19 protein-coding genes are annotated in these 24,518 nt (G+C 44.3%); 11 read left to right on the top strand and 8 right to left on the bottom strand.

The features are described from left to right. Positions 1 to 206: 206 nt before the first annotated feature. Complete coding sequence (locus GNP95_RS05440; RefSeq protein ID WP_155609820.1) at positions 207 to 668, top strand: hypothetical protein; 462 nt, start codon at positions 207 to 209, stop codon at positions 666 to 668. 421 nt (positions 669 to 1,089) lie between these two features. Here the strand turns inward: GNP95_RS05440 and GNP95_RS05435 are convergent, their stop codons facing one another. Next, entirely contained in the window at positions 1,090 to 2,013 is a 924-nt protein-coding gene (locus tag GNP95_RS05435) for a GNAT family N-acetyltransferase (RefSeq protein WP_230873666.1), read from the bottom strand. 449 nt (positions 2,014 to 2,462) lie between these two features. On the opposite strand from GNP95_RS05435, the gene GNP95_RS05430 reads away from it, so the two are divergent. The 4 genes from GNP95_RS05430 to GNP95_RS05415 all read left to right on the top strand — a co-directional run bounded on the left by GNP95_RS05430 (position 2,463) and on the right by GNP95_RS05415 (position 6,214). After that, complete coding sequence (locus GNP95_RS05430; protein ID WP_155609819.1) at positions 2,463 to 3,098, top strand: glycoside hydrolase family 11 protein; 636 nt, start codon at positions 2,463 to 2,465, stop codon at positions 3,096 to 3,098. Between the two features lie 203 nt (positions 3,099 to 3,301). Beyond that, on the top strand, positions 3,302 to 4,162 hold the full coding sequence (locus GNP95_RS05425) for a formylglycine-generating enzyme family protein (RefSeq protein WP_155609818.1): 861 nt from the start codon (positions 3,302 to 3,304) through the stop codon (positions 4,160 to 4,162). Positions 4,163 to 4,355: 193 nt separating this feature from the next. Further along, positions 4,356 to 4,538, top strand: coding sequence for an aspartyl-phosphate phosphatase Spo0E family protein (locus GNP95_RS05420; RefSeq protein WP_155609817.1), 183 nt, complete (start codon positions 4,356 to 4,358; stop codon positions 4,536 to 4,538). 485 nt (positions 4,539 to 5,023) lie between these two features. Then, the gene (locus GNP95_RS05415; RefSeq protein WP_155609816.1) at positions 5,024 to 6,214 is read left to right on the top strand and encodes a NupC/NupG family nucleoside CNT transporter; all 1,191 of its coding nucleotides are present in this window, start codon (positions 5,024 to 5,026) and stop codon (positions 6,212 to 6,214) included. A 1,132-nt stretch (positions 6,215 to 7,346) separates the two neighbouring features. On the opposite strand, the gene GNP95_RS05410 is transcribed toward GNP95_RS05415, so the two are convergent. Continuing rightward, positions 7,347 to 7,868, bottom strand: a complete 522-nt coding sequence (locus GNP95_RS05410; protein WP_155609815.1) for a cupin domain-containing protein — start codon at positions 7,866 to 7,868, stop codon at positions 7,347 to 7,349. 285 nt (positions 7,869 to 8,153) lie between these two features. Here GNP95_RS05410 and GNP95_RS05405 point away from each other — a divergent pair, with 285 nt between their 5' ends. Then, complete coding sequence (locus GNP95_RS05405; protein WP_155609814.1) at positions 8,154 to 9,323, top strand: DUF4317 domain-containing protein; 1,170 nt, start codon at positions 8,154 to 8,156, stop codon at positions 9,321 to 9,323. A 117-nt stretch (positions 9,324 to 9,440) separates the two neighbouring features. Here GNP95_RS05405 and GNP95_RS05400 read toward each other — a convergent pair whose 3' ends face one another. From GNP95_RS05400 to GNP95_RS05390, 3 genes are read right to left on the bottom strand one after another with little or no spacing between them, the layout of a single operon-like run. Next, positions 9,441 to 10,430: a 2,3-diaminopropionate biosynthesis protein SbnB gene (locus tag GNP95_RS05400; RefSeq protein ID WP_155609813.1), complete on the bottom strand. Its 990-nt coding sequence runs from the start codon at positions 10,428 to 10,430 to the stop codon at positions 9,441 to 9,443. A gap of 32 nt (positions 10,431 to 10,462) precedes the next feature. After that, entirely contained in the window at positions 10,463 to 11,425 is a 963-nt protein-coding gene (sbnA, locus tag GNP95_RS05395; protein ID WP_155609812.1) for a 2,3-diaminopropionate biosynthesis protein SbnA, read from the bottom strand. 17 nt (positions 11,426 to 11,442) lie between these two features. Continuing rightward, entirely contained in the window at positions 11,443 to 12,669 is a 1,227-nt protein-coding gene (locus GNP95_RS05390; RefSeq protein WP_155609811.1) for a phenylacetate--CoA ligase family protein, read from the bottom strand. Between the two features lie 159 nt (positions 12,670 to 12,828). On the opposite strand from GNP95_RS05390, the gene GNP95_RS05385 reads away from it, so the two are divergent. After that, positions 12,829 to 13,614, top strand: a complete 786-nt coding sequence (locus GNP95_RS05385; RefSeq protein WP_155609810.1) for a YheC/YheD family protein — start codon at positions 12,829 to 12,831, stop codon at positions 13,612 to 13,614. A gap of 130 nt (positions 13,615 to 13,744) precedes the next feature. Here GNP95_RS05385 and GNP95_RS05380 read toward each other — a convergent pair whose 3' ends face one another. Next, a complete protein-coding gene (locus GNP95_RS05380) occupies positions 13,745 to 15,196 on the bottom strand; it encodes a serine hydrolase (RefSeq protein WP_196427076.1) in 1,452 nt (483 codons plus the stop codon). 124 nt (positions 15,197 to 15,320) lie between these two features. Beyond that, on the bottom strand, positions 15,321 to 16,685 hold the full coding sequence (guaD, locus tag GNP95_RS05375) for a guanine deaminase (protein WP_155609808.1): 1,365 nt from the start codon (positions 16,683 to 16,685) through the stop codon (positions 15,321 to 15,323). Between the two features lie 238 nt (positions 16,686 to 16,923). Between guaD and GNP95_RS05370 the strand changes: the two genes are divergently transcribed. Then, the gene (locus tag GNP95_RS05370) at positions 16,924 to 18,093 is read left to right on the top strand and encodes an aminotransferase class I/II-fold pyridoxal phosphate-dependent enzyme (protein WP_155609807.1); all 1,170 of its coding nucleotides are present in this window, start codon (positions 16,924 to 16,926) and stop codon (positions 18,091 to 18,093) included. A gap of 220 nt (positions 18,094 to 18,313) precedes the next feature. Here the strand turns inward: GNP95_RS05370 and GNP95_RS05365 are convergent, their stop codons facing one another. Beyond that, on the bottom strand, positions 18,314 to 20,017 hold the full coding sequence (locus GNP95_RS05365) for a cache domain-containing sensor histidine kinase (protein WP_155609806.1): 1,704 nt from the start codon (positions 20,015 to 20,017) through the stop codon (positions 18,314 to 18,316). Between the two features lie 155 nt (positions 20,018 to 20,172). Between GNP95_RS05365 and GNP95_RS05360 the strand changes: the two genes are divergently transcribed. From GNP95_RS05360 to GNP95_RS05350, 3 genes are all read left to right on the top strand, one after another. Next, positions 20,173 to 21,597, top strand: coding sequence for a response regulator (locus GNP95_RS05360; protein ID WP_155609805.1), 1,425 nt, complete (start codon positions 20,173 to 20,175; stop codon positions 21,595 to 21,597). A 208-nt stretch (positions 21,598 to 21,805) separates the two neighbouring features. Further along, positions 21,806 to 23,074, top strand: coding sequence for an extracellular solute-binding protein (locus GNP95_RS05355; RefSeq protein ID WP_330163267.1), 1,269 nt, complete (start codon positions 21,806 to 21,808; stop codon positions 23,072 to 23,074). Positions 23,075 to 23,279: 205 nt separating this feature from the next. Further along, positions 23,280 to 24,464, top strand: coding sequence for a substrate-binding domain-containing protein (locus tag GNP95_RS05350; protein ID WP_155610040.1), 1,185 nt, complete (start codon positions 23,280 to 23,282; stop codon positions 24,462 to 24,464). Positions 24,465 to 24,518: the final 54 nt, after the last annotated feature.

The following is a 24,518-nucleotide window of genomic DNA, read 5'->3' as shown; positions in this document are numbered from 1 at the left end:
ACCCTCCGGGTGCTTTTTTTATGGCCACTAAGTTGATCAGGGAGTTATTTATATTGGATTGGAAGGAAGGACACGGATGTTGCGGTAATTGTGACAAAGTACCAAATAAAACTAATTATATAATTATATGGTATATTCGTCGCGTTCATTTTAAGTTAGCAAGCGATATAATAGAGTTGAATCGGCCGATTTAAAATTGTTGAAGGGTGGAAGAAAAATTGAAATTTAAAAAGATGTTTTCAGTCATCCTTGCTGTTGCCTTGATGCTCACCGTATCGCAAAGCGCTTTTGCTATTAAAGGTGAAAATGATACGAGAGAAACTGCGATGTGGGCTCACAGTGGTTTTGCATATAGTTCTTACACAAATCGTTATGATGATGAGGATTGGTTTAAAATTTATAACGACAGTGACTACTCAAGGCTTGTAATACTAACCCTAGAAAATGATATTTATATAAACTATGACATTGCGGCCTTCTATACCAGATCCAATGGAGTGGAAACTAGCATAGAAGCGATCGATCAAGGGCAAGGGAAAACAGATATGTGCGGTTTTTGGGTACAGCCAGGAACAACTGCATATATCAGAGTAAAGGGGCATAACGGAAGTTTCGGCTGGCCGGGATTAGAGACTACTTACAGGTTGTTTATTAATTATCAAAATTAAAAGATACATGAAATGAGAGGCACCCGAATGGGTGCTTTTTCATGCTTCGCAAATGCCTGTGTACCTAAATCTATTCGAATATTCAGATATAAATTCGCTCAAGAGGAGAAAATCTGGAAATATATATGAAAATTCATACTTGTTCGACTGTTTAGCGGTCATTAGACTTATTATGTTCGAAATATCAAGTATATTTTCACAAGAGCAACGAAAAAACTGCGTGAGTCAGTGGAATAATCTATATGGACTAACGGGGGGATTTATATTTTCAAAGTGAATTAATAGTTACGAGGAGGGGGGACAACCGATTGTCGACGGGGACTGTAATCCAGTTAGGAATGCTAGTCGGTCAGTTGACAACGATGGTGCGAGACCTCATCGCTGGGAGAAGAGGGGCAGAGAACCCCTCTTCTTTGGCTGCCTAATTTAGCTCTGTAAAGTACCTTACTTCTTCTTTATCCGCGCAGAAGCCAACCGATTCGTATAAAGCCAAGGCGGATTTATTCGTAGTTAATACCATAAGGCTAGCGGATTGCAGCTGATTAGCTTTGAGATATTTCAAAGCTTGTGTAAGCAAATACTTGGCAATGCCACGCTTTCTCCAGGGTTCGCGGACGAAAACATCCTCAATCACACCATGGTCTGCTCCTTGCCAGGCCATCAACCCGCCAACAATTGCGTCTTTTTGACGAATGACCATGGATGTCCATAGTTTGTTATTTTTGTTTTCAGATAGCCGATTAAGACCTATTGGAGTGTCAGGCCAAATTTCAGCATCTATATCAAGGTAATCTTTTTCTTCGTCAGATGTCTCCATCTTCCAGAATGAGAATTGAAACTCTTCTTGTAGCTTTAATTCAGGAATCGGTTCATTCAAATCTCGATTCATGCCATATAAACTATTCAGATGAAGGTATCCTTTTTGGATAAAAAATTGATTGTTTGCAATTTCTGCTGAATCATTACCAACACAGAGGATTGTTCCATACTCTTGAGGCAATGTTTCTTTTAATTGATTTGCTCTTATGTAAAGATACTGATAGACGTTGTCGAGCAGATCAATGTCATTTTCTCTTTCGGGAATGGTTTTCAGATTGATGTATATGGAGTGATTGTTTTCTGTTGAGCGACCGGGAGGTACGACGTTAATAATGCTAACTTGCCCCTTTGCAATCATCTTTCCATCTTCAAATGCACAATAAACATTACCCCAATTATCTTCGTCTCCGACCCACCAAAATATTGCGTTTTCATTTGCTATTACGGATTGATACAACTCGCCAAGCAAAGGCATGTCTCTATTTTCGAAATTACGAATGAGAATTTCTGTTGATGATTGGCTCAAAATAAATACCCCTCTCAGAGTAGGGAATTTCGCAGTTTAACGGGCTGGATATGCGAGTCCCCCTTCATAAAATTGCCCTTTGCCATCATTAGTTTACTCATAACAAGCGCCCCCTGGATTTTATTACCACCCACATTAACATATCTACAATCTGTATCAAACATAATTTTTAATTATAATGATTTTTTACTATATGCTGTTATGTATTTCTAGGCTGATGATAGTCTCTTTTTCATTCATCTTAAAATATGTAAAAAAAGTAAGGATAAACCTTTAATTTCATGGTAGTTATGTATACGCTTACATTCTATAATTTACTAAGTTGGGAGGTGATGGTAAGAAGTTTAGCAGAATTGGGGACACAGACAAGTGATGTTCGGCAAGGAGAAACAACGGACAAGTAGTGTGTAGGTAAGTAGTGACAAAAAATATTTTGGGAGGTAGGTATGATGTTTAAGTTCAAAAAGAAAATGTTGACGGCTATTCTTGCAGCATCTATGAGTTTTGGGATGTTTGCAGCAATCTCCAACGCTGCGACGGACTATTGGCAAAATTGGACCGATGGCGGTGGAACAGTAAATGCGGTCAATGGCTCTGGCGGAAATTACAGTGTCACTTGGTATAACACCGGGAATTTTGTTGTCGGCAAAGGCTGGAATACGGGATCGCCGAACAGGGTAATCAACTACAATGCCGGTGTTTGGGCCCCGTCCGGCAATGGCTATTTGACGCTGTATGGATGGACAAGAAACGCGCTCATCGAATACTACGTTGTAGATAGCTGGGGAACTTATCGGCCTACCGGAACGTATAAAGGCACCGTGACTAGCGATGGGGGCACATACGATGTATACACGACTATGCGATACAATGCGCCTTCCATTGACGGTACGCAAACCTTCCAGCAGTTCTGGAGTGTCAGACAGTCGAAGAGACCGACCGGAAGCAACGTCGCTATCACTTTTAGCAACCATGTTAACGCATGGAAGAGATACGGAATGAATCTGGGAAGCAACTGGTCTTACCAGGTGCTAGCAACGGAAGGATATCAAAGCAGCGGTAGCTCTAACGTAACGGTGTGGTAGTACCGGTGTAGTAACAAATTAAAAACTAGTAAGCGCCTAATTTCCAGAATATTGAGAATGTCTTCTTATCATTGAATATTGTTAAGGACCGCCGGACCCTCAACCGGCGGCCTTATATATTTCAACACAGGATACTTACCTACGTACTGCTGAAATATGACTTTTCTTAGAACTAACATACGTACTCTGAAGGAGATATATCCATGAGAAAACTATTAATATTTCTATTAATGGCCAATATATTTGTTGTCAGCGCATGTTCACAGGACAAATCTGCACAAAGCGGAACACCTGTAAAGAATGATAATCTTGTGTTCGTCCAGGGCGGAACGATCATGAATAAAAAATCCAATTACTACGGAAAAAATATAACTCTATCTAACTTTTATATCAGCAAATATGAGGTAACTCAGAAAGAATGGTTGGAGGTTATGGGAAGCAATCCCTCAGGATTCCAGGGCGATGATTTGCCGGTAGAGACCGTAAGCTGGTACGACGCTGTCGAGTACTGCAATCAGCGTAGTATCAAAGAAGGCTTAAAGCCATACTACAATATCAACAAGAATAAAAAAGATCGGAATAATGAGAGCGAGCACGATAATTTAAAATGGACAGTAACAATCAATGAAGGAGCCAATGGTTACCGATTGCCGACAGAAGCTGAGTGGGAATACGCAGCAAGCGGGGGCCAGGAAAGCAAGGGCTACACCTATAGCGGAAACAATGATGCAGATGAAGTAGCATGGTATTGGAAAAACGCCGGGGATGAATACTTAACCGGAGATTGGAACTGGCCTAAGATCGAGAGCAACCGTAATACCACAAAGTCCGTCGGTGCCAAGAAACCCAACGAGCTAGGGCTTTTTGATATGTCAGGTAATGTAAGGGAATGGTGCTGGGACTGGTACGGCGAAGAGTTAGATAGTAAAAGCGGCGCTTTTCGGGTTGTGAAAGGCGGCGGCTGGATCGGCGACGTCAGGAACAATGAGATATCTTTCCGGGGCAAATTTGAGGCCAATGGCATCGGCCCGGATCAGGGCTTCCGCGTAGTCCGCAGCGAGTAAGCGAGAAAACAATATATGTTGATATCCAATAGAACAATAAAGGCGCTCGGCAGCGAATCTGAGCGTCTTTAGATCGTTTTTTGCTCAAAGTCCTACAGAAGATACCCTTAAACTCCTTCATAATAGCAACTAAGAGTTAACACAAATTGTTCAACTATAATCATCGTCTTGATTTTAATAAGGAGATGAATGGATGAAAGAGTGGACTGAATTATTTGAAGTGGAAAAACAGAAGTTAAATCAGCTAGGGAACGAATCTTTAGCGGATGGAGTTCCGCTCCACGAAAACGACGCGCTGCAAGATCAGAGCAGAAGAGTGGATGAACTGATTGTTCAGTTGCAGAAACGGGCTGGATTTAAACGGCGTTCAAGATAAGCTCAAGTGTTTAGAGGGGCGCGACAAACCGAAGACCATGAAAGTACTTATATATAGTTAATTTAGGGACGCCTTTAGCTTGGCGTTCTTTTTATTTTTTTGAGTGAAGGAAATCAATGTATTATCCATTCTATATTTTGACATATTAACTGTCTAAGTAGGTATGGGGAAGGGTAATGGTTTTTATATCTGCGGTGGGGATTTTTTCGGGAAAACCCTCATAAGATTATTGAATGAATAATCAAATTCCAGCTGCTGGAGCGGGGGAGGAATGGATGAGTAGCTATAGGTCTAGACGATTTGACTGATCGAATATGGAAATAATGGACAAGCTAATAATACGGTAGAGAGCACGACCGCAGATTGTTGCTGCCGCCCCATGGCACTAGCATCTTTAATACGCTGTAAGCGTATTTGTACGGGCATCTTTCAATAAATTAGTAAGCATACGAAATGGCTCAGAAGCAGAGCAAGGAGGACTTGAGATGAAATATATAATTGCTATTGCCGGTCTGGTGGCCGTATTCGCAATGACCTATTTTGCGAGTAATGACCGGAGCCGTATCCGCTATCGGCCGCTAGTGCAAATGATTATTTTGCAGATTGTCCTGGCCTTTTTGTTATTGAACACGACGCTCGGCGAGACATTGATCCGGGGATTTACTTCTGTGTTCGAAGCGCTGCTGGCGTACGCGGCAGAAGGGGTTAATTTTGTGTTCGGCGGAATCATGAATGAGGGCACGACCTCACAGTTTTTTCTGATGGTTCTGATGCCGATTGTGGTAATTTCAGCGCTGATAGGCATTTTGCAATATCTGAAGATCTTACCGTTTATTATCAGATATATCGGACTTGCGCTTAGCAAGGTAAACGGCATGGGCAAGCTGGAATCGTATAATGCGGTTGCTTCAGCGATTTTGGGGCAATCTGAAGTATTTATTTCTGTGAAAAAACAGATTGGGTTGCTGCCAGAGCGTCGTCTGTATACGCTGTGCGCTTCCGCTATGTCGACGGTCTCCATGTCCATCGTCGGGGCTTACATGACGATGATCGAGCCAAGATATGTCGTCACAGCGCTTGTACTGAACCTGTTTGGCGGTTTTATTATCGCATCGATTCTGAATCCGTATAGAGTATCGAAGGAAGAGGACATTCTCGAGGTTCAGAAAGAGCGTAGACAATCGTTCTTCGAGATGTTGGGCGAATATATTATGGACGGGTTCAGGGTGGCGATTACGGTTGCCGCGATGCTGATCGGCTTTGTCGCCCTGATTGCCTTGATTAACGGCTTGTTCGGGAGTTTGTTCGGTATTACGTTCCAGCAAATTTTGGGTTATATTTTTTCGCCGTTCGCCTTCCTTATGGGCGTGCCCTGGAAGGAAGCCGTCGAAGCCGGCAACATTATGGCAACGAAAATGGTGGCCAATGAATTCGTGGCGATGCTTGATCTGTCGACCATGACAAAGGAAGGCGCATTATCTGCACGGACGATTGGTATCGTATCCGTCTTCTTGGTCTCGTTCGCGAACTTTTCGTCGATCGGCATCATTTCCGGGGCTGTGAAGGGGCTGCATGAAGAGCAGGGGAATACGGTTGCCCGCTTCGGTCTCCGCTTGCTGTATGGGGCAACGCTGGTCAGCGTGCTGTCGGCTACGGTCGCTGGTCTGTTCCTGTAAGGAACCGTATCTTTTAGGTGGAAATCGAACGACGAATCATGCTGCTTTATCGGCCTGATCGAAATTGCATTCCCGCTTCTTACTCCAGAGAAAAGACGATTCGTTCAACCAATTTCAAGATCATCTGGCTTCTCTGTCGCCATAGGTCGCTTGGGATTATCCCGCACGCTTTATTTTTTATTCCAAAAAAAGATGCCATTGTGCATCTTTTTTGGTGCAGGATAAAACCCAGCCTCTATTGTAAAGGGCTTGGGCTTCACTCCATTTACACAAAGGGAGGAATGCCTCTCCAACAACTGGAAAACATAATCCTGTTACCCGCAGAACTAGAGTGAGTGACGGTGGGATCGCAACTAGGGAAAACGTTCTCGATGATAATAAGTTTACGGAGATTATAAAATGAAAACAACTTGAGTAACTACCCTTCTAGAATTGGTGCAAACCACTTACTTCTGAAAATGAACCGCAAGTTTTGGAAATAGAAGCATCCATTCTTCCCCTTTACTCTATTTCAAACGGAGGAAATTCACAAAAAATAAACATAACTAATGGAGCAATTCTCCTTGTATTTACTTTAGTAGAAATACTTCGATTGAAATTGAAGTAAATGAAAGTACTCGAATATTCATATATAAACTCGCTTAAGAAGAGAAAATCTGTAAATATATATGAAAATTCATATTTATTGTATCATCTAGCGGTAAATCGCCTTATTATATTCGAAATATCGAATACAATTTAAGAATAGCCATGAGAACAAAGCAGAGTCAGCAAAATGATCTATTTGGACGTGGACGAGGGTAATTCGCGGATTAATTGCTCTTTGAAATTCTAGCGATTGTATATGCGGCTATTCTAACGTTTTGAGTATGTTGCGACGAATTCGGCATAAATAACGTAGATTACAACCGTTAGAACATCGAAGTGCTCATTTTCGACTGATTAACAGCTGTGACAACCGTTAGAAATGGAAATGCTTGTAGGCTTTCTGAACCGTCTTTTAGTAAGAAAATGAAAATACGACATATAAAAACACCCTCGCACTGAATTTGCAGGTAGGTCATCCCTGTTATTCAACGGAAGGTGCTTACAATGATTGCTCTGATTGCTCTGGCTGCTCTAAATTATACAACTATACTGGAACTAAATCGTAGGCTAATTTCATGATAATATCTTGATGCTGCGGGTATTTAGCCAAAAGTTCATCCTGTGTAAACAATTCAAAATCCTGAAATTCAAAACCAGGCGAAACCATGCATCCTACCAGAGAGAATGTATCTTCATCTTTGACCGATGAACCAAAGATCGAGTTTTTTGGAACGAGTACTTGAGGAACCTCTCCATTCTCCAAGTCTATTCCTAATTTATACTCCTTATATACCCCATCTTCATCAATAACATGTACGGTTAAAGGACTTCCCGCGTGATAATACCATAATTCATCGGATTTCAAACGATGGAAATGAGAAATGTCACCTGAGCCTAATAAAAAGTAGATGCTCGTATAAAGCTTTCTTTTCCCTTCAAATTCGACGGATAATTCTTGATCTGTAATTTGTTCTTCGGATTCAAATGTTCTTTTATAATACCCACCCTCTGGATGAGGAAGCAGCCCAAGTTTAGATATATAATATTGTGCATTATGTTTGTTCAACGATGTATACCTCCAATAATTCGAAATTCTAAGTCTAACTCAAGACATAATAATCATTGTAACAGTTAACACCCGCTTGTCACTCATTTTTTCATTGATTCTGACAGTGAAGCTCGTTTGGGATAGCAGGTGTATGTAAAATGTACTAAGATTAATCTAGCTTTACTACTTGCCAATCTATCACATCCAGATCTAACTTAAGAAAAGAAAATCCATTAGCGAAGGGTTTTTATATCGTTTATACTGATAAGATCAATTTACTTCTTAGGGAGTTGTCTAACAACCATGATAAAGAAAGAAATCATGCATATACGCAAACAATTTAAGCTGGATCACGATTTGCTGAACATTTACGACATTCTCAACGTGTATATTATGAAGGAAAGCAACGAAATCTATCATTGGGAGCGGCAGGCGTTTGCCTTACTGGACAGAGAGAAGCAAGAGCTGTATATGGGTAATTTCAAGAAACTGCTGACGGGTGAATTGGATCAAAAGTTGTTCGAGTTGAAGTTTCAGGAGGAAGAAGTGGAGGAGCCGACGCGGGTGCTGCTCCACCAGGCTTTGGTGACTGGTGATCCGGAGGAGTGGCAGGAGCTGCTGCTTCTGTTGGTGGACAAAATGCTAGTGGATGTCAAATATGAACGGGATACGGTGGTCACGTTCGTTCGCGGACAATACTATCAGCCGACCAAGGGCAGAAATGAAGAGACCGAGGAGAGCGAGAAAAATGAAGTGTTCGCGCATCCGTTCATTCTGTGCAGCGTGAATTCCACGGAGCAGCAGCGGAAAACTCTTTTGTTTGATTATGTAGAAAGAGAATTTAAATACAACGTCAATGTAGACCCGATCATCAAGCTCAGTTCGCCGGAGCAAGGGTTCTTCTATCCCAGTGTGACGGACAACTATTCCGATGTAAATCGCATTCTGTATTGTACGGGGAAAGCGAATGAACCGAACCCGCATTTCATCGAACAGGTCTTGAATGCCGAAAGATCCGTGACGGCCCGGGAAGAGAGAGCCATCTTTGAAGATATCGTGAAAGAAGTGGCGGGTGAACAACTGGACGCGACTACCCTTGCAAATGTGTATGAGGAAATTCATCGGGTGATTGAAACTAACGAGGAGGAGGAAGAGCCTCCGAAGCTGGATTATAAAGATGTGGAGCAAGTGCTAACGGTCAGTGGTGTAGAGAACGTGACGACTGAAAAAGTGGAACGGGCGTTTGAAACGATCGTCGATGATAGGAACTATGAACTGAAGGCGAGCAGCGTTATGCCAAAATTTACGTCAAAGTCTATTAAGATCGATACTAAGGTTGCCATGATTTCGGTTAGCCCGCAGGATTTAAAGTATGTGAAGCAGGTGAATTATAAAGGAAGACGATGTATCCTGATTGAGGTTGACGAAGATGCCGTCATCGAAGGATTTACGCTCAGTACAGAGACGATATAGAATCGTCCGTCTGGTCGCCAGGGCTCAATAAAAAACAATTTGTACAACACGTGAAAAGCCGCTTCCCCTCTGTAAGAGAGCGAAAGCGGCTTTAAGTTTTACTCTCATGATGGGGTTTTAGGCGATCCCCAAATCCAATCCGATCCCTAGCGACTGCGCTTTCTCCACCCAGTAGGCTGCGGTTGCTATATCGAACACGGCCATTCCCATCGGGCAAAATAAAATAGACTCACCTTCTGTCAACTTCCCCAAAGCGTCCCGGCAGACGACATCGGCCAGCGAACATGTATCGTCCTTCGCTAGACCCCGCTCCAGGTGCAGCAGCTCGATATCGGTGTTTTCACGGCATACCTCATCCCAATCATCGACGACGATGGCCTGTATTTGCTCCAGTGCCGATACTTTATAGTCGCGCAGGGACACATCAAGCAGCAGGCTGCCGGCAAGCGGCGGCTGGTCGATGTAACGGTGATCGCTAACGGTACACGTTATGATGACATTGCAGCTGCTGTACAGCTCCTGCCAGCTCTCAGCGAACCGTGTACGGCCGCGATAGTCTGCATCGGCTTCGTCTATAACATGCGTCCCCAGCTTGGCTCCTCTAATATCGTAGATAAGAACCTCGTCAATATATTCCCCGAACAGCTTGCCGCACATGTCATAATGATGCTGTCCAACCGGTCCAAAACCAATGATGCCAGCCCGTATCGGTCCTGCGGCAGGACGCGCTTGCAAATAATGGCGCAGCATGACCGCACTCACGGCAACCGTCCTGGCCACACTCGGCAGTGGCGAGTTCAGAATGGCATAAGGCACGCCTGTATCGACTTTATTAAGCAATAGCACGCTATGCGCTCTCGGCAGTCCGCTTAACGTATTGCCGGGAAAACTGGCGATCCATTTCAGCCCCGCCGCTTGTACCGTTCCCCCCACATAAGCGGGCATCGCGATAATCCGGTTAGCCGGATTGCCGTAGCGGAGATAAGGCTTGATGGGCTGCGCATAATCGCCTGAATTTAGAAGCCGCAGCGCCTCTACGATGCGGATCTCCAGCTCCTTCCAGCACAACCCGATAGTCTGCAGATGATTATTGTCCAAATAAAGCATGGACCTGCCCCTTTCTATTTTCTGAGATCATTTTACAGAGAACCAGCGTTCAGATGTTGCGCCACCCATTCATCGTTGTACACCGTATCCATATAACGCTCACCGCGATCATGGAGGATCACGACGCATACCGAATTATCCGGTATTTCATAGAATAGAGCTTCTTTAAGGGCATAAACGACGGCGCCTGAAGAAGGACCGGCGAGGATGGCTTCATGCTGTGCAAGCATGCGGCAGCCCGTTACCATATCGGCTTCTTTGACCTGAATGGTGTTGTCCGTAAATTTGCTTTGGTTAAATGGGGGAACGATGCCGGCGCCAAGGCCGGGGAAGAAGCGCTTGCCTTTCGTTCCGCCAAGAATGACGCTGCCAACGGCGTCGACAGCGACGATTGTAGTATCCAGCTGCTGCTCCTTGACAAAGGTGGCGCAGCCCAGCATCGTCCCGCAGGTGCTGACGCCGCCTATAACGTAGTCGACTTGGCCCAACTCGGCGATAATTTCCCGCATTGTCCCGTCTTTATGAGACAAATAGTTGTTTTCATTCTCATACTGGTTGGGCCAGAAACTGTTCGGGATACTATGGACGAGCTGTTTGACCCTGTTCAATCTGGCCGGAAGGAACTCGCCGGTTTCAGGGTCAGGCTGCTCCACAAGCTCGACATCGGCCCCATAAGCACGCATGATGCGGATATTTTGGGGCGCTGTTTTTGGATCGACAACACTAATGAAGCGCATACCCAGCCGGGAGCAGATGGCAGCCAGACTGATCGCCATATTACCCGAGCTGGATTCAACAATGACCGAGCCGGGACCGATTAAGCCTTGCTCCAATGCTGCCGAAATAATACGCACAGCGGGGCGATCCTTGGCACTTCCGTTCGGATTCAGCATTTCAAGTTTGGCGTGGACGGTAATGCCGCGATCGTTGGCGAAGAGGCGGGAGAGCCGAACAAGCGGGGTGTTACCGATACAAGAAAGCCAATCTTTGGCCATGAATGACATTACGCCTCCTAGTTATACAGTTTTTTGGACTTCACGGAGCCTTGCCCCTGGTGAAAAGGCTCACTTTCTTTCAGATGAATAATCTCAATATGATCGAGCATACGGCTGTCAATCATCTGTCCGATCGCTTCAATCGTATGCTCAATCGCATACCGGATGGAGCTCAGCAGCTCGTTATTTAGCGATTTGCTGCGAATGCGGACGGTTAGCCTGTTGTCGCCTACGCTGACGCGCAGCTCGGCATCCTTGACGAAGGTATGCACGACATTCTCGATGTCGTACAAACTGATTTTTTCGCCATGCTTGAGCTCGCTGCCGATTCGCTTCGAGATGCAAGTGAACGCCTGCCGCATCGTCCCGTCAATCTCTACGGTACGGAAATCTCGAACTACATCGTAGGTAACATAACGGATGACAGGAAACATGCTGCGTTCGCTGGAGGTTAGTACAAGCACTCCCTCGTTGTCTGCCAGCGGCTCAAAGCGAGGATCAAGCTGTTCGGCGCGAACCGTCTCTGCGTAGATCCCGTCAGCGAACAGGTAGACGCCATGCTGGTGGGAATAGGAGGCAATCGCGCCTATCTCGATGGAGCCAACCGTATCGAGAATATCCTGTGCACCTATGCCGAATCGCGCTGCCATATTGGCCTGCCAGAGGGGTGAAGCCAATTCTCCGACGAGAATGATTCTACGGATGCCAAGTGACGCGGGATCCCCGGCGGCTCGGGCTATGGCTTCCAGAATGGAAGGCATTGTGAATAGCAGATCGGGCTTGAATGCCTTAATTCGGGCGATGTGTTCTTCAATGGGCCTCGAGAAGGAAATCGACTCTGTCTGCAGGCCAAGCTCGTGAAAAATCGAATTGGCCGTGCTTGCCGCATGACCGGTGCCTACATCAGAAAAAGCTCTTTGTATCTGCAAAGGGCTGGATGCTAGCCACGTACGGTAGCAAGTCATTTTGGCAATCCGATAATGCTCTTCGTCTTCTGGTGAATAATAGATCGCTTTACGTATGCCGGCTGAGGTTCCAGATGTCCGATAGACGGTAAGGCCAGTCTCTGTGCGCGGCTCCTGCTTGTAATAGATCGTATTCAGAAGTTCCTCGGTAAGGAGCGGGAGTTCGGACAAAACTGCAGTATGAGGCTGGATGCCCAGATCTGCAAGCAGATCGCCATAGGCGGGATGAAACTGAATGATGCGAGCCAGATGCTGTTGAAGCGAAGGGGTAAGCGCCATATCGCTATTAAGCCTCCTAAACATAGTAGTGGACGCAGCTCTTCCAACTGCTAGTCAATTAAGCATATGGCAAATCCTTTCATCCCGTGCCGACAGCGGCCTACACCATTTTTTTTGTTTGGAACGTATGCTGGATTAAAAGAGCAATGGAGGGATAGCATGAGGTTTCGTAAGAAGGATAAATGGACCAAGGACGTGATTATGCGAAAGGAGAAAATGCTGCGGAAGCATATGCCGCCGACAAGAATCGCCACGAAGGAGCAGCTGCATGACATGCTTTTGAAGCACGGAATGGTCTACGTGAAGCCAGATGGCGGGACGCAGGGAAAGGGCGTCATGAGGGTGGAGCTGAGCAAAGTCGGAAAGCGGAGATATATATACCAGGTTGGCGAGCGCAGGCGGGAATTCGCAACCTATGACAGGGCCTATGAAGCGATAAGCAAGGAGATGAAGGGCAAGAGGCATGTCGTTCAGAAGGGGGTTTGGCTGCTTAAGCATAAAGGGCGTCCATTCGATATCAGGCTCATGATTCAACGGCGGCCTGGCGGCGGTTTTGAAACGACGGGTACTTTCTCCAGAGTGGCACATCCTCGCAAAATCGTGACGAATGGAAGCCAGGGAGGCACGATTTATGCAACAGATGACGTATTGCGCCAGTATGCCGGAACCGCTAAGCGTAAAGAATTATATCGCCGTATGGACGATCTTGCGCAACGAACCATGAAGCGGCTGCGGGGCTCATTCCCTAGCATTAAGGAGCTTGGCCTCGATTATGCCATCGACAGCAGCCTAAAGCCATGGATTCTTGAGGTGAACACGAAGCCGGATGCGGCCCCGTTTATGCTGCTGAAGGATCAGAGCATCGTCCGGCGGATCGTCCGATATGGCAAAGCGTATGGTAAAACTTATAAACTGGTCTGCAAAAAAGCAAAGCGTGGCATATAAATGCTAAAATTAAGGCGTCAGAACTAAAGGTAACGACAGCCGCTTAACCTAACCTCGCCGTAGGCGAGGTTTTAGGTGTTGTATGCCCCGGTATAAAACAAATTTATAAACAATCCGAGAGATGCTTCTCTCAGATGATATTGTTCTTTACCAAGTGGAACGAAATGTCACTCACACCGGGCGTGGGTTCTAATGGCATATTCAAACATTCACATTTTCCATTTTCATTCACGTTAAATTCGATCAGAAACTGGGCATCATTTCGTTCGTCGACTACTTTGAATATGTTCTGATTATAGTGATATAACGGCAACTCGGCATCTTTATAATTTAAGAATAATGAGCCTTCCCGCTCGTAAACCACGGCACTTCCGTAGGCCGGATGGTTAAACTCCCCTAAGTAACAGGATATGGGATATGAAGGTTCCGGATCATCAATTTCGGTGATGGAGTAATCGGAATTGCGCATGCTGGCCAGAGCTTGGTGGAGCTGCTCGTTCTTAACCTTGAACCTTGTATTCCAATCAATCGGTCCTAGGCCTAAAATTTGATCATACATATGATAAGCGATGCATTCCGGAAGCTGGGTTACTTCCTTGTTAGCTAAAATAACGATACCGAGATCGTCGTCTGGCATAAATGAGATATGAGTACTGTAACCGGCTGTATTCCCTCCATGACTGATCAGTTTACGGCCACGGTATATTTCAACGAACCACCCCAAACCGTAAAAAGTATACGGAATCTCCGGGAATTCCCCAGGGCCGACCACAATTTGAGGAAATATCATTTCGTTGAGCCGAGCTTCTGAAATAACAGAGCCTCCACGGGTTTGTCCCTGATTTAATAGTAGAGAAAGCCAGGAAGATAAATCAGCTACATTGGAAATAATAGACCCGGCAGGGCCTTGGGTATCTAGATTGGTGAGTGGGAGCTCGATGATTTCATTACCAACGGCAGTGTAGGGCATCGCGTAATTATCCACATGCTGTAAATCCTCGACGGAGAAGAGAGTAGAGGACATTTCAAGCGGTTCAAAGATCTTATTCTTTACCCATTCTTCCCAAGTCATTCCTGTGTGCTGTTCGATAAAAAAGCCTATTAATATATACATGATGTTGGAATACTGCCACACATAACGGACAGGGAGATTGGGATCGAGAAATCGGAGACTTTCGGCAATTTGTTCTCGCGTGAGGGTTGTATTGTGAAGAAGCATATCATGCCTCGGCAGTCCGGATCGATGACAGGCAATATCGCGTAAAGTTAAGTGATCTGTAGCATAAGGATCTTGCATTTGGAATGAAGGCCAGTACTGCTTAATGGGGGTGTCCCAATCCAGATTCTGTTCATTTAACAAAATGGAGAGAGCCATGGCTGTGAAAGGCTTTGTTGAAGAAGCAATGGGGAATAAGGTTTCTGTATTTACAGGAAGCCTCTCCTTTATGTTTCTTTCACCAAAACCTGAAGAAAACAGAACCTGATTTTTTTGCACCACGGATATGGCGATTCCTGGGATGTTCCATTCTTTTCGTAATTTTTCGATCCAAAAGCTTATCAATTTGAACACAGCGGAATTCATCTGCACCTCTCCCATCACAAAATACTCTTTATTATAAAAATATACATTCATTTATAATATGTCAAAATATGATATTTGAGGTTAATGCTGTGATACATACTCCGCATATCCCTGAGTTTTACGCCTAACGTGCATGCACCTTCTCACCCTGCACCCACACTTCGCGGATATGCTCAGGCCTAACCAGATACATTATTTTCTGAAACACGTCATCCAAATTTTCATTTTCATTAAAAATCGGCAGTTTGGCGGATGGCAGCTTGGTATCGATGACTTGTACGTCCCAGACATAATTTTCTTCAATGCGGCCGATCGGAAGGCTTAAGCTTTCACCGCCGCCAGCAGTGGCCAGGTAGAATGCCTCATGGATCGTAATGCGCGATCCGGGTACGCCGCGGTCACTGGCCGGGAGGGAAGTATTCACGCCATCCTCCAGCATTCTTGAAGAGATGACCGCTTGTCTGATGTTATCGTACAGGCTAGGCGAGAACCCTCCCGAAATATCCGAGCCGAGACCGATTTCCACGTTTTTGGAGTGAAGATGAGCGATCGGGATGACGCTATTGGCAAAATACGCATTCGAGATGGGACAATGGGCAATGGCCGTTCCGGTATCTGCAAATAAATCTGCGTCATGATCATCGAGGAAATTGCAATGCGCCATAACTGATTTATCACGCAATAGGCCGAAATCATGCATAGCAAAGGCATCGTTCTTCTGGAAGCGGTCCTGTACATAGCCGTGCGCCCAATCGCTTTCGCTGCAGTGTGATTGAACATACGCATCATATTTGGCGGCTAATTTTCCGAGGCCTTTCAAAGCTTCGTCCGTGCAGCTTGGAATAAACCGCGGCGTTACTACCGGGTAAACGCCTTGCTTCGTGGATTTGGCTAATTCCTGTACAGCTACAATGAATTCTTCCGTGTCTACGAGTGCCGTACGTGTATCCGCGTCGCGATAAAATTCCGGATTTTGCTCGGGATCATCCATGACGACTTTGCCGACGAGCCCGCGCTGGCCTTTACCGGCACAGATTTCAGCCAACAGCAAGCTGGCTTCTTTATGTACCGTCGCAAAATAAAGCGCCGTGGTTGTTCCGTTCGCGAGAAGGGTGCTTACCACATCGTCGTACACTTGCTTCGCAAAATCCAGATCTGAGAATTTAGACTCCAGCGGAAAGGTATACGTATTAAGCCAGTCATAGAGCGGGATGTCCAGCGCCGTTCCAGACTGGGCCCATTGCGGGGCATGCACATGCAAATCGATAAAACCAGGCAGGAAATACTGGCCGTCAGCCAGCCGATGAAAATTACGCTTTCCTTGGTAACGATTCAGCAGAGGCTGATAGCCGGAATCCTCAGGTGATACGATTTTTGCTATAACACCGTCTGCATGGATACAAAACAGATAATCCTTAAGGATGTGAATTTCTTTGGGGGATTTGCTGGAAAAAGCAGTGCCTTGAAATACTTGCATATAATTATCCATAAATACCGCCTTAATGTGCGTATTTTAAATGTATTTTGTATTATAATTCGTGGATAAGGAGAAGTCTATTATCAAAAAACGGATATTTTCGGCGCGCTCCCCATAGGTAGGGAACTTTTCCACAAATCATGGTTCTTATCTATTCTATTTATGATAACCTTTTATTAGTGGCAAGCATCCTGCAAGAGGATAAAGAGATCCGGGAAGATGAGTTGAAGTCAAAAAGGAGCAAATAAACATGCAGTTCGCAAAAAGAATGGATCGGTTTGGTGAAGGCATTTTCACTAAATTATCGGATATCAAACGCAGCAGATTGGACCGTGGCGAAACGGTGATTGACCTGAGCATCGGCACGCCGAATATTCCGCCGGGCAAGCATATTATCGAAGCCTTATGTACGGCCGCTGCCGATGAAAGAAACTATATCTACGCTCTCAGCGATCAAAGCGCTTTATTGGAGGCGGTTAGCGACTGGTATAAGGAGCGATATCAGGTAGCGCTGGATCCGAAAACGGAAGTTTGCTCGTTGTTAGGCTCGCAGGAAGGGCTGGCGCATATTTCATTGTCCATTGTCGATGAGGGAGACGTCGTGCTGGTGCCGGATCCCTGCTACCCAGTGTTTGCAGATGGCCCGCTGCTGGCCGGAGCGAAGCTTCACTATATGCCGCAGAAAAAAGAAAACGGCTATGTGATCAACTTAAAGGATATTCCGGAACAAGCAGCGCGCCAGGCCAAGCTGATGCTGGTGTCCTATCCGAACAACCCGACTACCGCCATGGCGCCGGATAGCTTCTACGTTGATCTGGTCGCCTTTGCCAAGAAATATGATATCATCGTTCTTCATGACAACGCTTATAGTGAACTAGTGTTTGATGGCAAAAGCTGCGGCAGCTTTCTCTCCTTCCCTGGTGCGAAAGAGGTTGGCGTTGAATTTAATTCCTTGTCCAAAACCTATGGGCTGGCTGGGGCAAGAATCGGCTTTTGCGTAGGAAATAAGGAGGTTGTCTCCCGCCTGAAGATACTAAAGTCGAACATGGACTATGGTATGTTTCTGCCAATTCAACAAGCAGCGATTGCCGCGATAACCGGGGATCAGAGCGGTGTGGAGACGACGCGCAAAGCTTATGAGCAGCGAAGAGATATTCTTTGCGATGGCTTGAATGCGCTCGGATGGAAGATAGATAAGCCAGAGGCAACGATGTTCGTCTGGGCGTCGATTCCTTCCCATTACGGGACATCCGAGGATTTTGTCATGGACATGGTCACTAAAGCTGGGGTCATAATCACGCCGGGCAGCGCCTTTGGGCCTTCAGGCGAAGGATATGTACGAATGGCGTTGGTTCAAGATGAAGAGAACCTGAAGCAGGCGGTCGATGCGGTTCGCCAAAGCGGGATTTTAAACGTTTAATACCCAGAGTGGGAGAGTAGCCGTACTCCTAGTTATAATACTGTTGGACGATGCCAGTATAAACTATTTTTTTGGTGTTAAATATAATGGGTTTGGCTTAAAAAGAAAACTGCACCTCTAACTGCTAATTGTATCTGACAGTGAGGTGCAGTTCTTAGGGTAGTTTCGGTTTATAAAACTAGCCCGTATGCATTCATAAAGTTGTTTAGTAGATCATTACTCAGTTTTCTTTTAGTGGAATATGAAATTCGACTTTTGTTCCCTTACCGCGGGCACTTTCAATCTGGAAATATGCATCTTCACCATATGCAAGAATAAATCTACGATATACGTTCAATATACCCGTGTGAATGTTAAAAAATGCATCAATGTGCTTCCCCTTGCTCTGTAGCAATCCCTGTACCGGTTCGAGCACATCCTTGCTCATACCTGTTCCTGTATCGGAAATCGTAATATGAAGTCCGTTATCAATGACTTTTACTGTTAAGGACAGTTTAAATTCGGCGCTACTCATATTGGGATTCCAGCCATATTTCAGGGAGTTTTCTACAAAGGGCTGAATAATTTGTTTCATAACAATTTGATTCATCGCTAGTGGGTCGATGTTAAAAGAAGTATTTACCTTCTGTCCATTTCGATAATAGTGAATCGTCAAAAAATGCTGAATATACGAAATTTCCTCTTGCAATGGAGCCCATCCGCCATCTTTTCTAATGCTATATCGCATCATTTTGGATACAGCCTGAATCATATCTTCAATGGCCTCACCATTATTTCTGGTAGCATAAGAGTCGATAGCCTCCAAAGTGTTATACAGAAAATGGGGGTTAATTTGGGCCTGCAGCTGAAGCAGCTCACGTTCCTTTTCTTTTAATTTGGAATGGTAGACTTCTTGTTCCATCTTATTGAGTTTTTCCAGCATTTGATTATAGCTATGAATCAAAAAGCCGATTTCATCGTGTCTTTCCTTCAATTTTATCGGAACGTATTGTCCCCTTCCCAGACTTTGCATCCCTTTTTTGAGAAAATATAGCGGACGTAAAATACCGTTTAATATTGAAAAACCAATGGATAATGCAATGGCCAAGCTGGCTGATCCAATTAAAATTGTCAGGTAGTAGCTTTTCGTTACGGCTTGCTTAATGGAGCTCAGTGGGGCTATCCATACCAGCATCCAGTCCTGGTTTGGTAGCTGCGTATATGTGGCTTCGTACTCAGCGTTATTTGACTCAAATACAAATTGTTGCTCGCCTTTGTTGTGCAGGTTTGTCCAAAGATCCTGGGCGAGATTGGTGTCCAGAGGATTATTAGTAACCATATTTTGGGTATGTGGATGATAAAGAATTAATTGTCCAGCTTGTTCATAGTCCGTGTAATTCAGTAAATTTAATATTTTATCCGCCTGAATTTCTAAAATAATCCATGATTCGATCGTTCCTGAATTAATATTGATGATGGGTCTGATAAACGAAAACACCGTATCGTTCGGATACAGCACGTAATCCAGCAGATGCGGCTCGCTTAATTGCGTCGTTTCGGTATTCAGAATGGAACGATAAACAGGATGTTCGTATAAATTGAACTGAGAATCGAGCTGCGTCTGATAGGAATCAAAATAAACTTTCCCCATTTTGTCGAGGTAGAGCACCCCTAACACTTCAGGATGAAATTTCAACGAATTCTGAATAATAGGTCTGAAATTCATAATATATTCCGCTTGTTCAGACAAGAGGTCAGGACGGACGGATAAAAACTTTTGAAAATCGTTATTTGTGTAAAGGCTATCAAAGGCTTCCTCCAGATTATCCAAATAGCTGGTTATTTCGTTGGAGGCATAATTTACATATTGCTTGGAAATGGAAGATGAATACTGCGTACTGGTTTGAAAAATAAAGTATTCGGAGCTTTGGCTAACGATAGCCATCGGAATAATAGTAATGAATATGAGTAATATAAATAGTTTGTATTTTATTGATAGACGGTTTAATATACGTTTTAAGGATTGACAAGACACGATGCTAATGCCTCCTTCAGATCTATGGAAACCTGCAGCTGTGTTATTGAAAGGAGTTGACTAGTATGAGAATTTGCGTTGTTGATGATGAAAAGGAAGTTCGGACCAGCATCATACAGAAGCTGTACGCATTATTTCCTGACATTGAGGTGTTTGACGTTGGATTTGGTCAACAAGCCGTTCAGGAGATTCAATTCATTCGCCCGGACGTTGTTCTGCTTGATATAAGAATGCCCATCATAAATGGCCTCGACATGCTGCAATGGATTAAAGAGAACTTTTCTCAAATTTATGTGATCATTATATCAGGGTACGATGATTTTGAATATGCGAAGAAGGCTCTTCACTTCGGTGCCCTGGATTACATGCTAAAGCCAGTCAATCGTAAAGAGCTTAAAGAGACTATTCATAAAATTGAACATCACCAAGTTGAACGATTTCTACAAGAAATTCAAGTGTGTTTTATGAAATCCATGGTTTCTGCGTTTTCATTTCAGGATGTTCAGATCATTCCAAAGCAGGTAAGCTTCTGGTTCGATGAACGTATCCCCAAAAAGCTGCAATTGAAAATGGATTCTCTATCTTTGAATAATGAAAGCGGCAAGGTCTCGTCAGCGCCAATTATATTCTCCTATAGTATCAACGATATCATCAAAGGGGATTGTATAATTAGTGATGAGCTGGATGGAACGCCTATTTTCAGGGAAAAGGAAGATTTTTTTGAACAATTGCAAATGCAGTACGAAAAAAGCATACAATTGAGATTTTTTGAAGTATCGGCACTGGATCAATTATCGCTTCATGATGACCGGGATAAGATGCACCAGCTAGCGTCTTTGCGAAACCGGATGCTTGATGAAGCTAGAAATAACAATATGGAGCAGGTTCAATGTTATTTGAACGAATGGTTTTCCGTGATAGAAAAAATCCCCTATCGAATGCTAATCAAAGAATCTGCCTATTTGCTTGCCATTCTTGATGAAGGATTTACGAAACCGAAATTGATCGTGGTGGATGATGATTTGCTTCATTATTGGATGAGCTGGGTTGCCAAGCATGTTACCTTTACACATTTACGTCACCACATGAAATCGCTAGTGATTCGCAGCCTTCAGGAATGGATAAGAATTGAAGTTGAGCAAGACATGGGGGAGCAGACCCAGTGGTTTGACAAAGCCTTTTATATTATAGAATCCTCCAAAGATCTTAACATAAATTTGGAAGCGGTTGCAGAAATGGTGGGCGTTCATCCCGTCACGCTAAGCAGAATGTTCAAGCAGAAAGTGGGTATTAATTTCATTCAATATTTGACCAACAGAAGGCTAGAGACTGCAAAAGAGTTAATTGTGGCAACGGATAAAAAAATTATGGATATCGCATTAGAGATCGGTTATTCGGATTACCCCTATTTTCGGAATTTATTCAAAAAAAGATATCACGATTCTCCTTCCGATTATCGCAAGAAACATGCTAAAAGCATTGAAGTTTGAGCATCCATTATTTTAAGCAAGACTTACAGAGGTGCATGACTATATGAACGCGTGGAAACGACTTGTCGTCTATCTTCTTCTCATGACCATATGTTCGAGCTGTTCGCCGCCGAAGCTTGATGTTGCTCCGGGCCAGGTAGACAAGAGCAAGACTGCTCCGACGATAAAGGTATTATATGCGACGTCAGAAGCAGGCTCGGAGGCCGTCGTGTCAGCAGCCAAGCAATATGAAGCGGAAACGGGTATTAACATTGAAATTAGTACCTTGTCATATAATAGCTTGCATGAGAAGGTTTTTTCCGAACTGGCCATGAATAGAGGCTACTATGACGTTATTGCAGTAGATACCCCGTGGATACCTAAAATTATTAACCATCTTGAGCCTCTCTCTTCGTATATGATGAATTCCCAAACAAGCGGAACGCTGCAGGTTCAGGACTTTGTATCCAAGTTATTTTTGGATACCTCTGTTTACAACTTGGTCGATTCTTCCCAAGCTCCGCCGCAGCTGGATGTCATTAGCATTGAGAAAATATTAGATAAAGGGTATGAAATTTTTAGCCTGCCTATACAGTCGAATGCTCTAACGATCAGCTACCGGAAGGATTTGTTTGAGGATGCAGCCAATCAGGCTTTGTTTAAAGCGCAATATGGAGAAGAGTTAAAGATACCTGAAACATTGGATGATTATTTGCGAGTGGCTCAATTTTTTACTAGAGATATAGATCAAGACGGGGAGATTGATTTATATGGCACCTCGTTAATGGCGAAAAAACATGAGTCTATATTTCTTGATTTTAAGACCTATTTAAGCGTACATCAGGTTGATCTATTCGATGATCAATTAAATCCTGTATTCCAGGACAACCCCAATGCTTCTCAAGCTCTGATTACTTACGGCAGCTGGATTAATGATTATAAAGTTACGCCTCCGGATGTATTCAATTATAGTTGGGACGAGGTCTCTATTGCTTTTGGTTATGGCATTGTCGCCATGGGAATGAATTATCATGCAATGAGATTGCAGGACGGAATTGAAGGGGGAGAAGTGGGTTACTTTATGTTTCCAGGTACTTATCAGGATGGGGAATTGATTCATCGGCCGCATTTTGGTTCGTGGGGACTTGCTGTTAATAAATACTCATCTCATAAAGAGGAAGCTTTTGATCTGGTGAATTATTTAACCTCTTCTGATGTTCAGAAAAGCTATTTGAAATACAAGCATCATGTCACACGCACTTCAGCATATCATGCAGCGGAATTGCTGGACAACGATTCATTAAAGGAATACTATCGGGTTCTTGAAAAATCTTTGCGCGTAGGAGTAGGCAGGCCAAGAATAACGAATTATGATCAAGTGTCAGAGGTCATGCAGAATGCGGTCTTAACTTATCTTAGAGGTAAAAAGGATGCTCAAATCGTACTCGATGAAGCGGCAGAAGAAATTGCAGCCTTATTAAAACAAGCGGGATATTAATCCTGCATGGTTGATGCTGGAAAGAAGTATTTTAAGCTTCGGGCTTAGAATACTTCTTTTTTGTTTTGCCCTGGTTTCCATTAAAAAAATCCCCCCCAGCGATTAAATTATTCAACTTTTGGCCGTTTTTTTATTCCATATACTTAAGTTATGCAAGATAAAACCCATATAACTCAAACTAAACGGGGGGGATCTACGAATGTTAATGAAAAAGAGAATCATAGCGCCAGCCCTAGTTGTCTTACTGCTATCGGCGATGCTGCTAACGGCTTGCGGTCAGAACGACACTACCACGGTTGCACCCAATACGACCGGAAATGAAAACGCCGCTAGCGCAGGGAAAGACATTGTAAGCGGACCGATCACGATTAATCCGAATATTCCAGATACAGAGGTTATGGATATCGGCCCAAATGGCGAAAAAGCCGTTTCTGCTAAAGACTTGATCTTAACCGAGGAAGAGATAGCAAAAATTAAAGAGGGCAAATATACCGCTGCGATTGTCATGCATTACTCAGGCACAGATTACATGAATGCTGCAGTTCAAGCCATGCAAGAGACCTTTGAACAAATGGGCATTAAAGTCGTAGCCGTGACGGATGCGCAGTTTAAGGCAGAAAAACAGGTGAATGACATTGAAACCGTCTTGGCTAAGAAACCGGATATTATGGTTTCAGTTCCAGTAGACTCCGTGTCTACGGCTCCTGCTTATAAGAAAGCAGTGGCGCAAGGTGTGAAGCTGGTGTTTATGGATGGCGGTGCCGATGGATTAGTTGCAGGGAAAGATTATATCAGTATCGTTTCGGGAGATAACTACGGGAACGGTGCGGTAGCTGCGGATATCATGGCGGAAAAATTAGGAGGAAAGGGGAAGGTTGGCCTTGTCTTTCACGATGTTAACTTCTTCGTAACGACCAACCGGTCGGATGCGTTCAAGGCAAGGATCAAAGAGAAATATCCCGAGATTGAAATTGTGACGCAAGGCGGTATTACCGATGCCAATAAAGGTGAAGAGGTAGCCTCGGCTATGCTTACAAGACACCCTGATCTAGATGGGATTTTCGCTCCATGGGACGTTCCTGCCGAGGGCGTGATGTCAGCCGCGAGAGTGGCAGGAAGAAACGACCTGATCGTCACAACGGTGGATCTGGGAACGAACGTGGCAATTTCAATTGCTAGCGATGGTATTGTGCAAGGTGTTGGAGCGCAGCTTCCTTATGACCAAGGCGTTGCCCAATCCATTCTCGCCGGATATGCAATTTTGGGGAAAGAAGCTCCGGCTTATGTTGCTTCACCAGCCGTTAAGGTAACTAAAGAAAATGTGCTGGATGCCTGGAAGCTGATCTACGGAGTAGATGCACCGGCAACCGTACAGGATGCCATGAAATAGATGACTGGATTAAAGAAAAGAAGAGGTTGTAGGTATTACAGCCTCTTCGAATTC

The organism is Paenibacillus woosongensis (assembly GCF_009725165.1).
In the GTDB taxonomy this organism is placed as follows: domain Bacteria; phylum Bacillota; class Bacilli; order Paenibacillales; family Paenibacillaceae; genus Fontibacillus; species Fontibacillus woosongensis.
The sequence above is the reverse complement of the archived record's forward strand: the minus strand, read 5'-3'. Positions and strand labels throughout refer to the sequence as shown.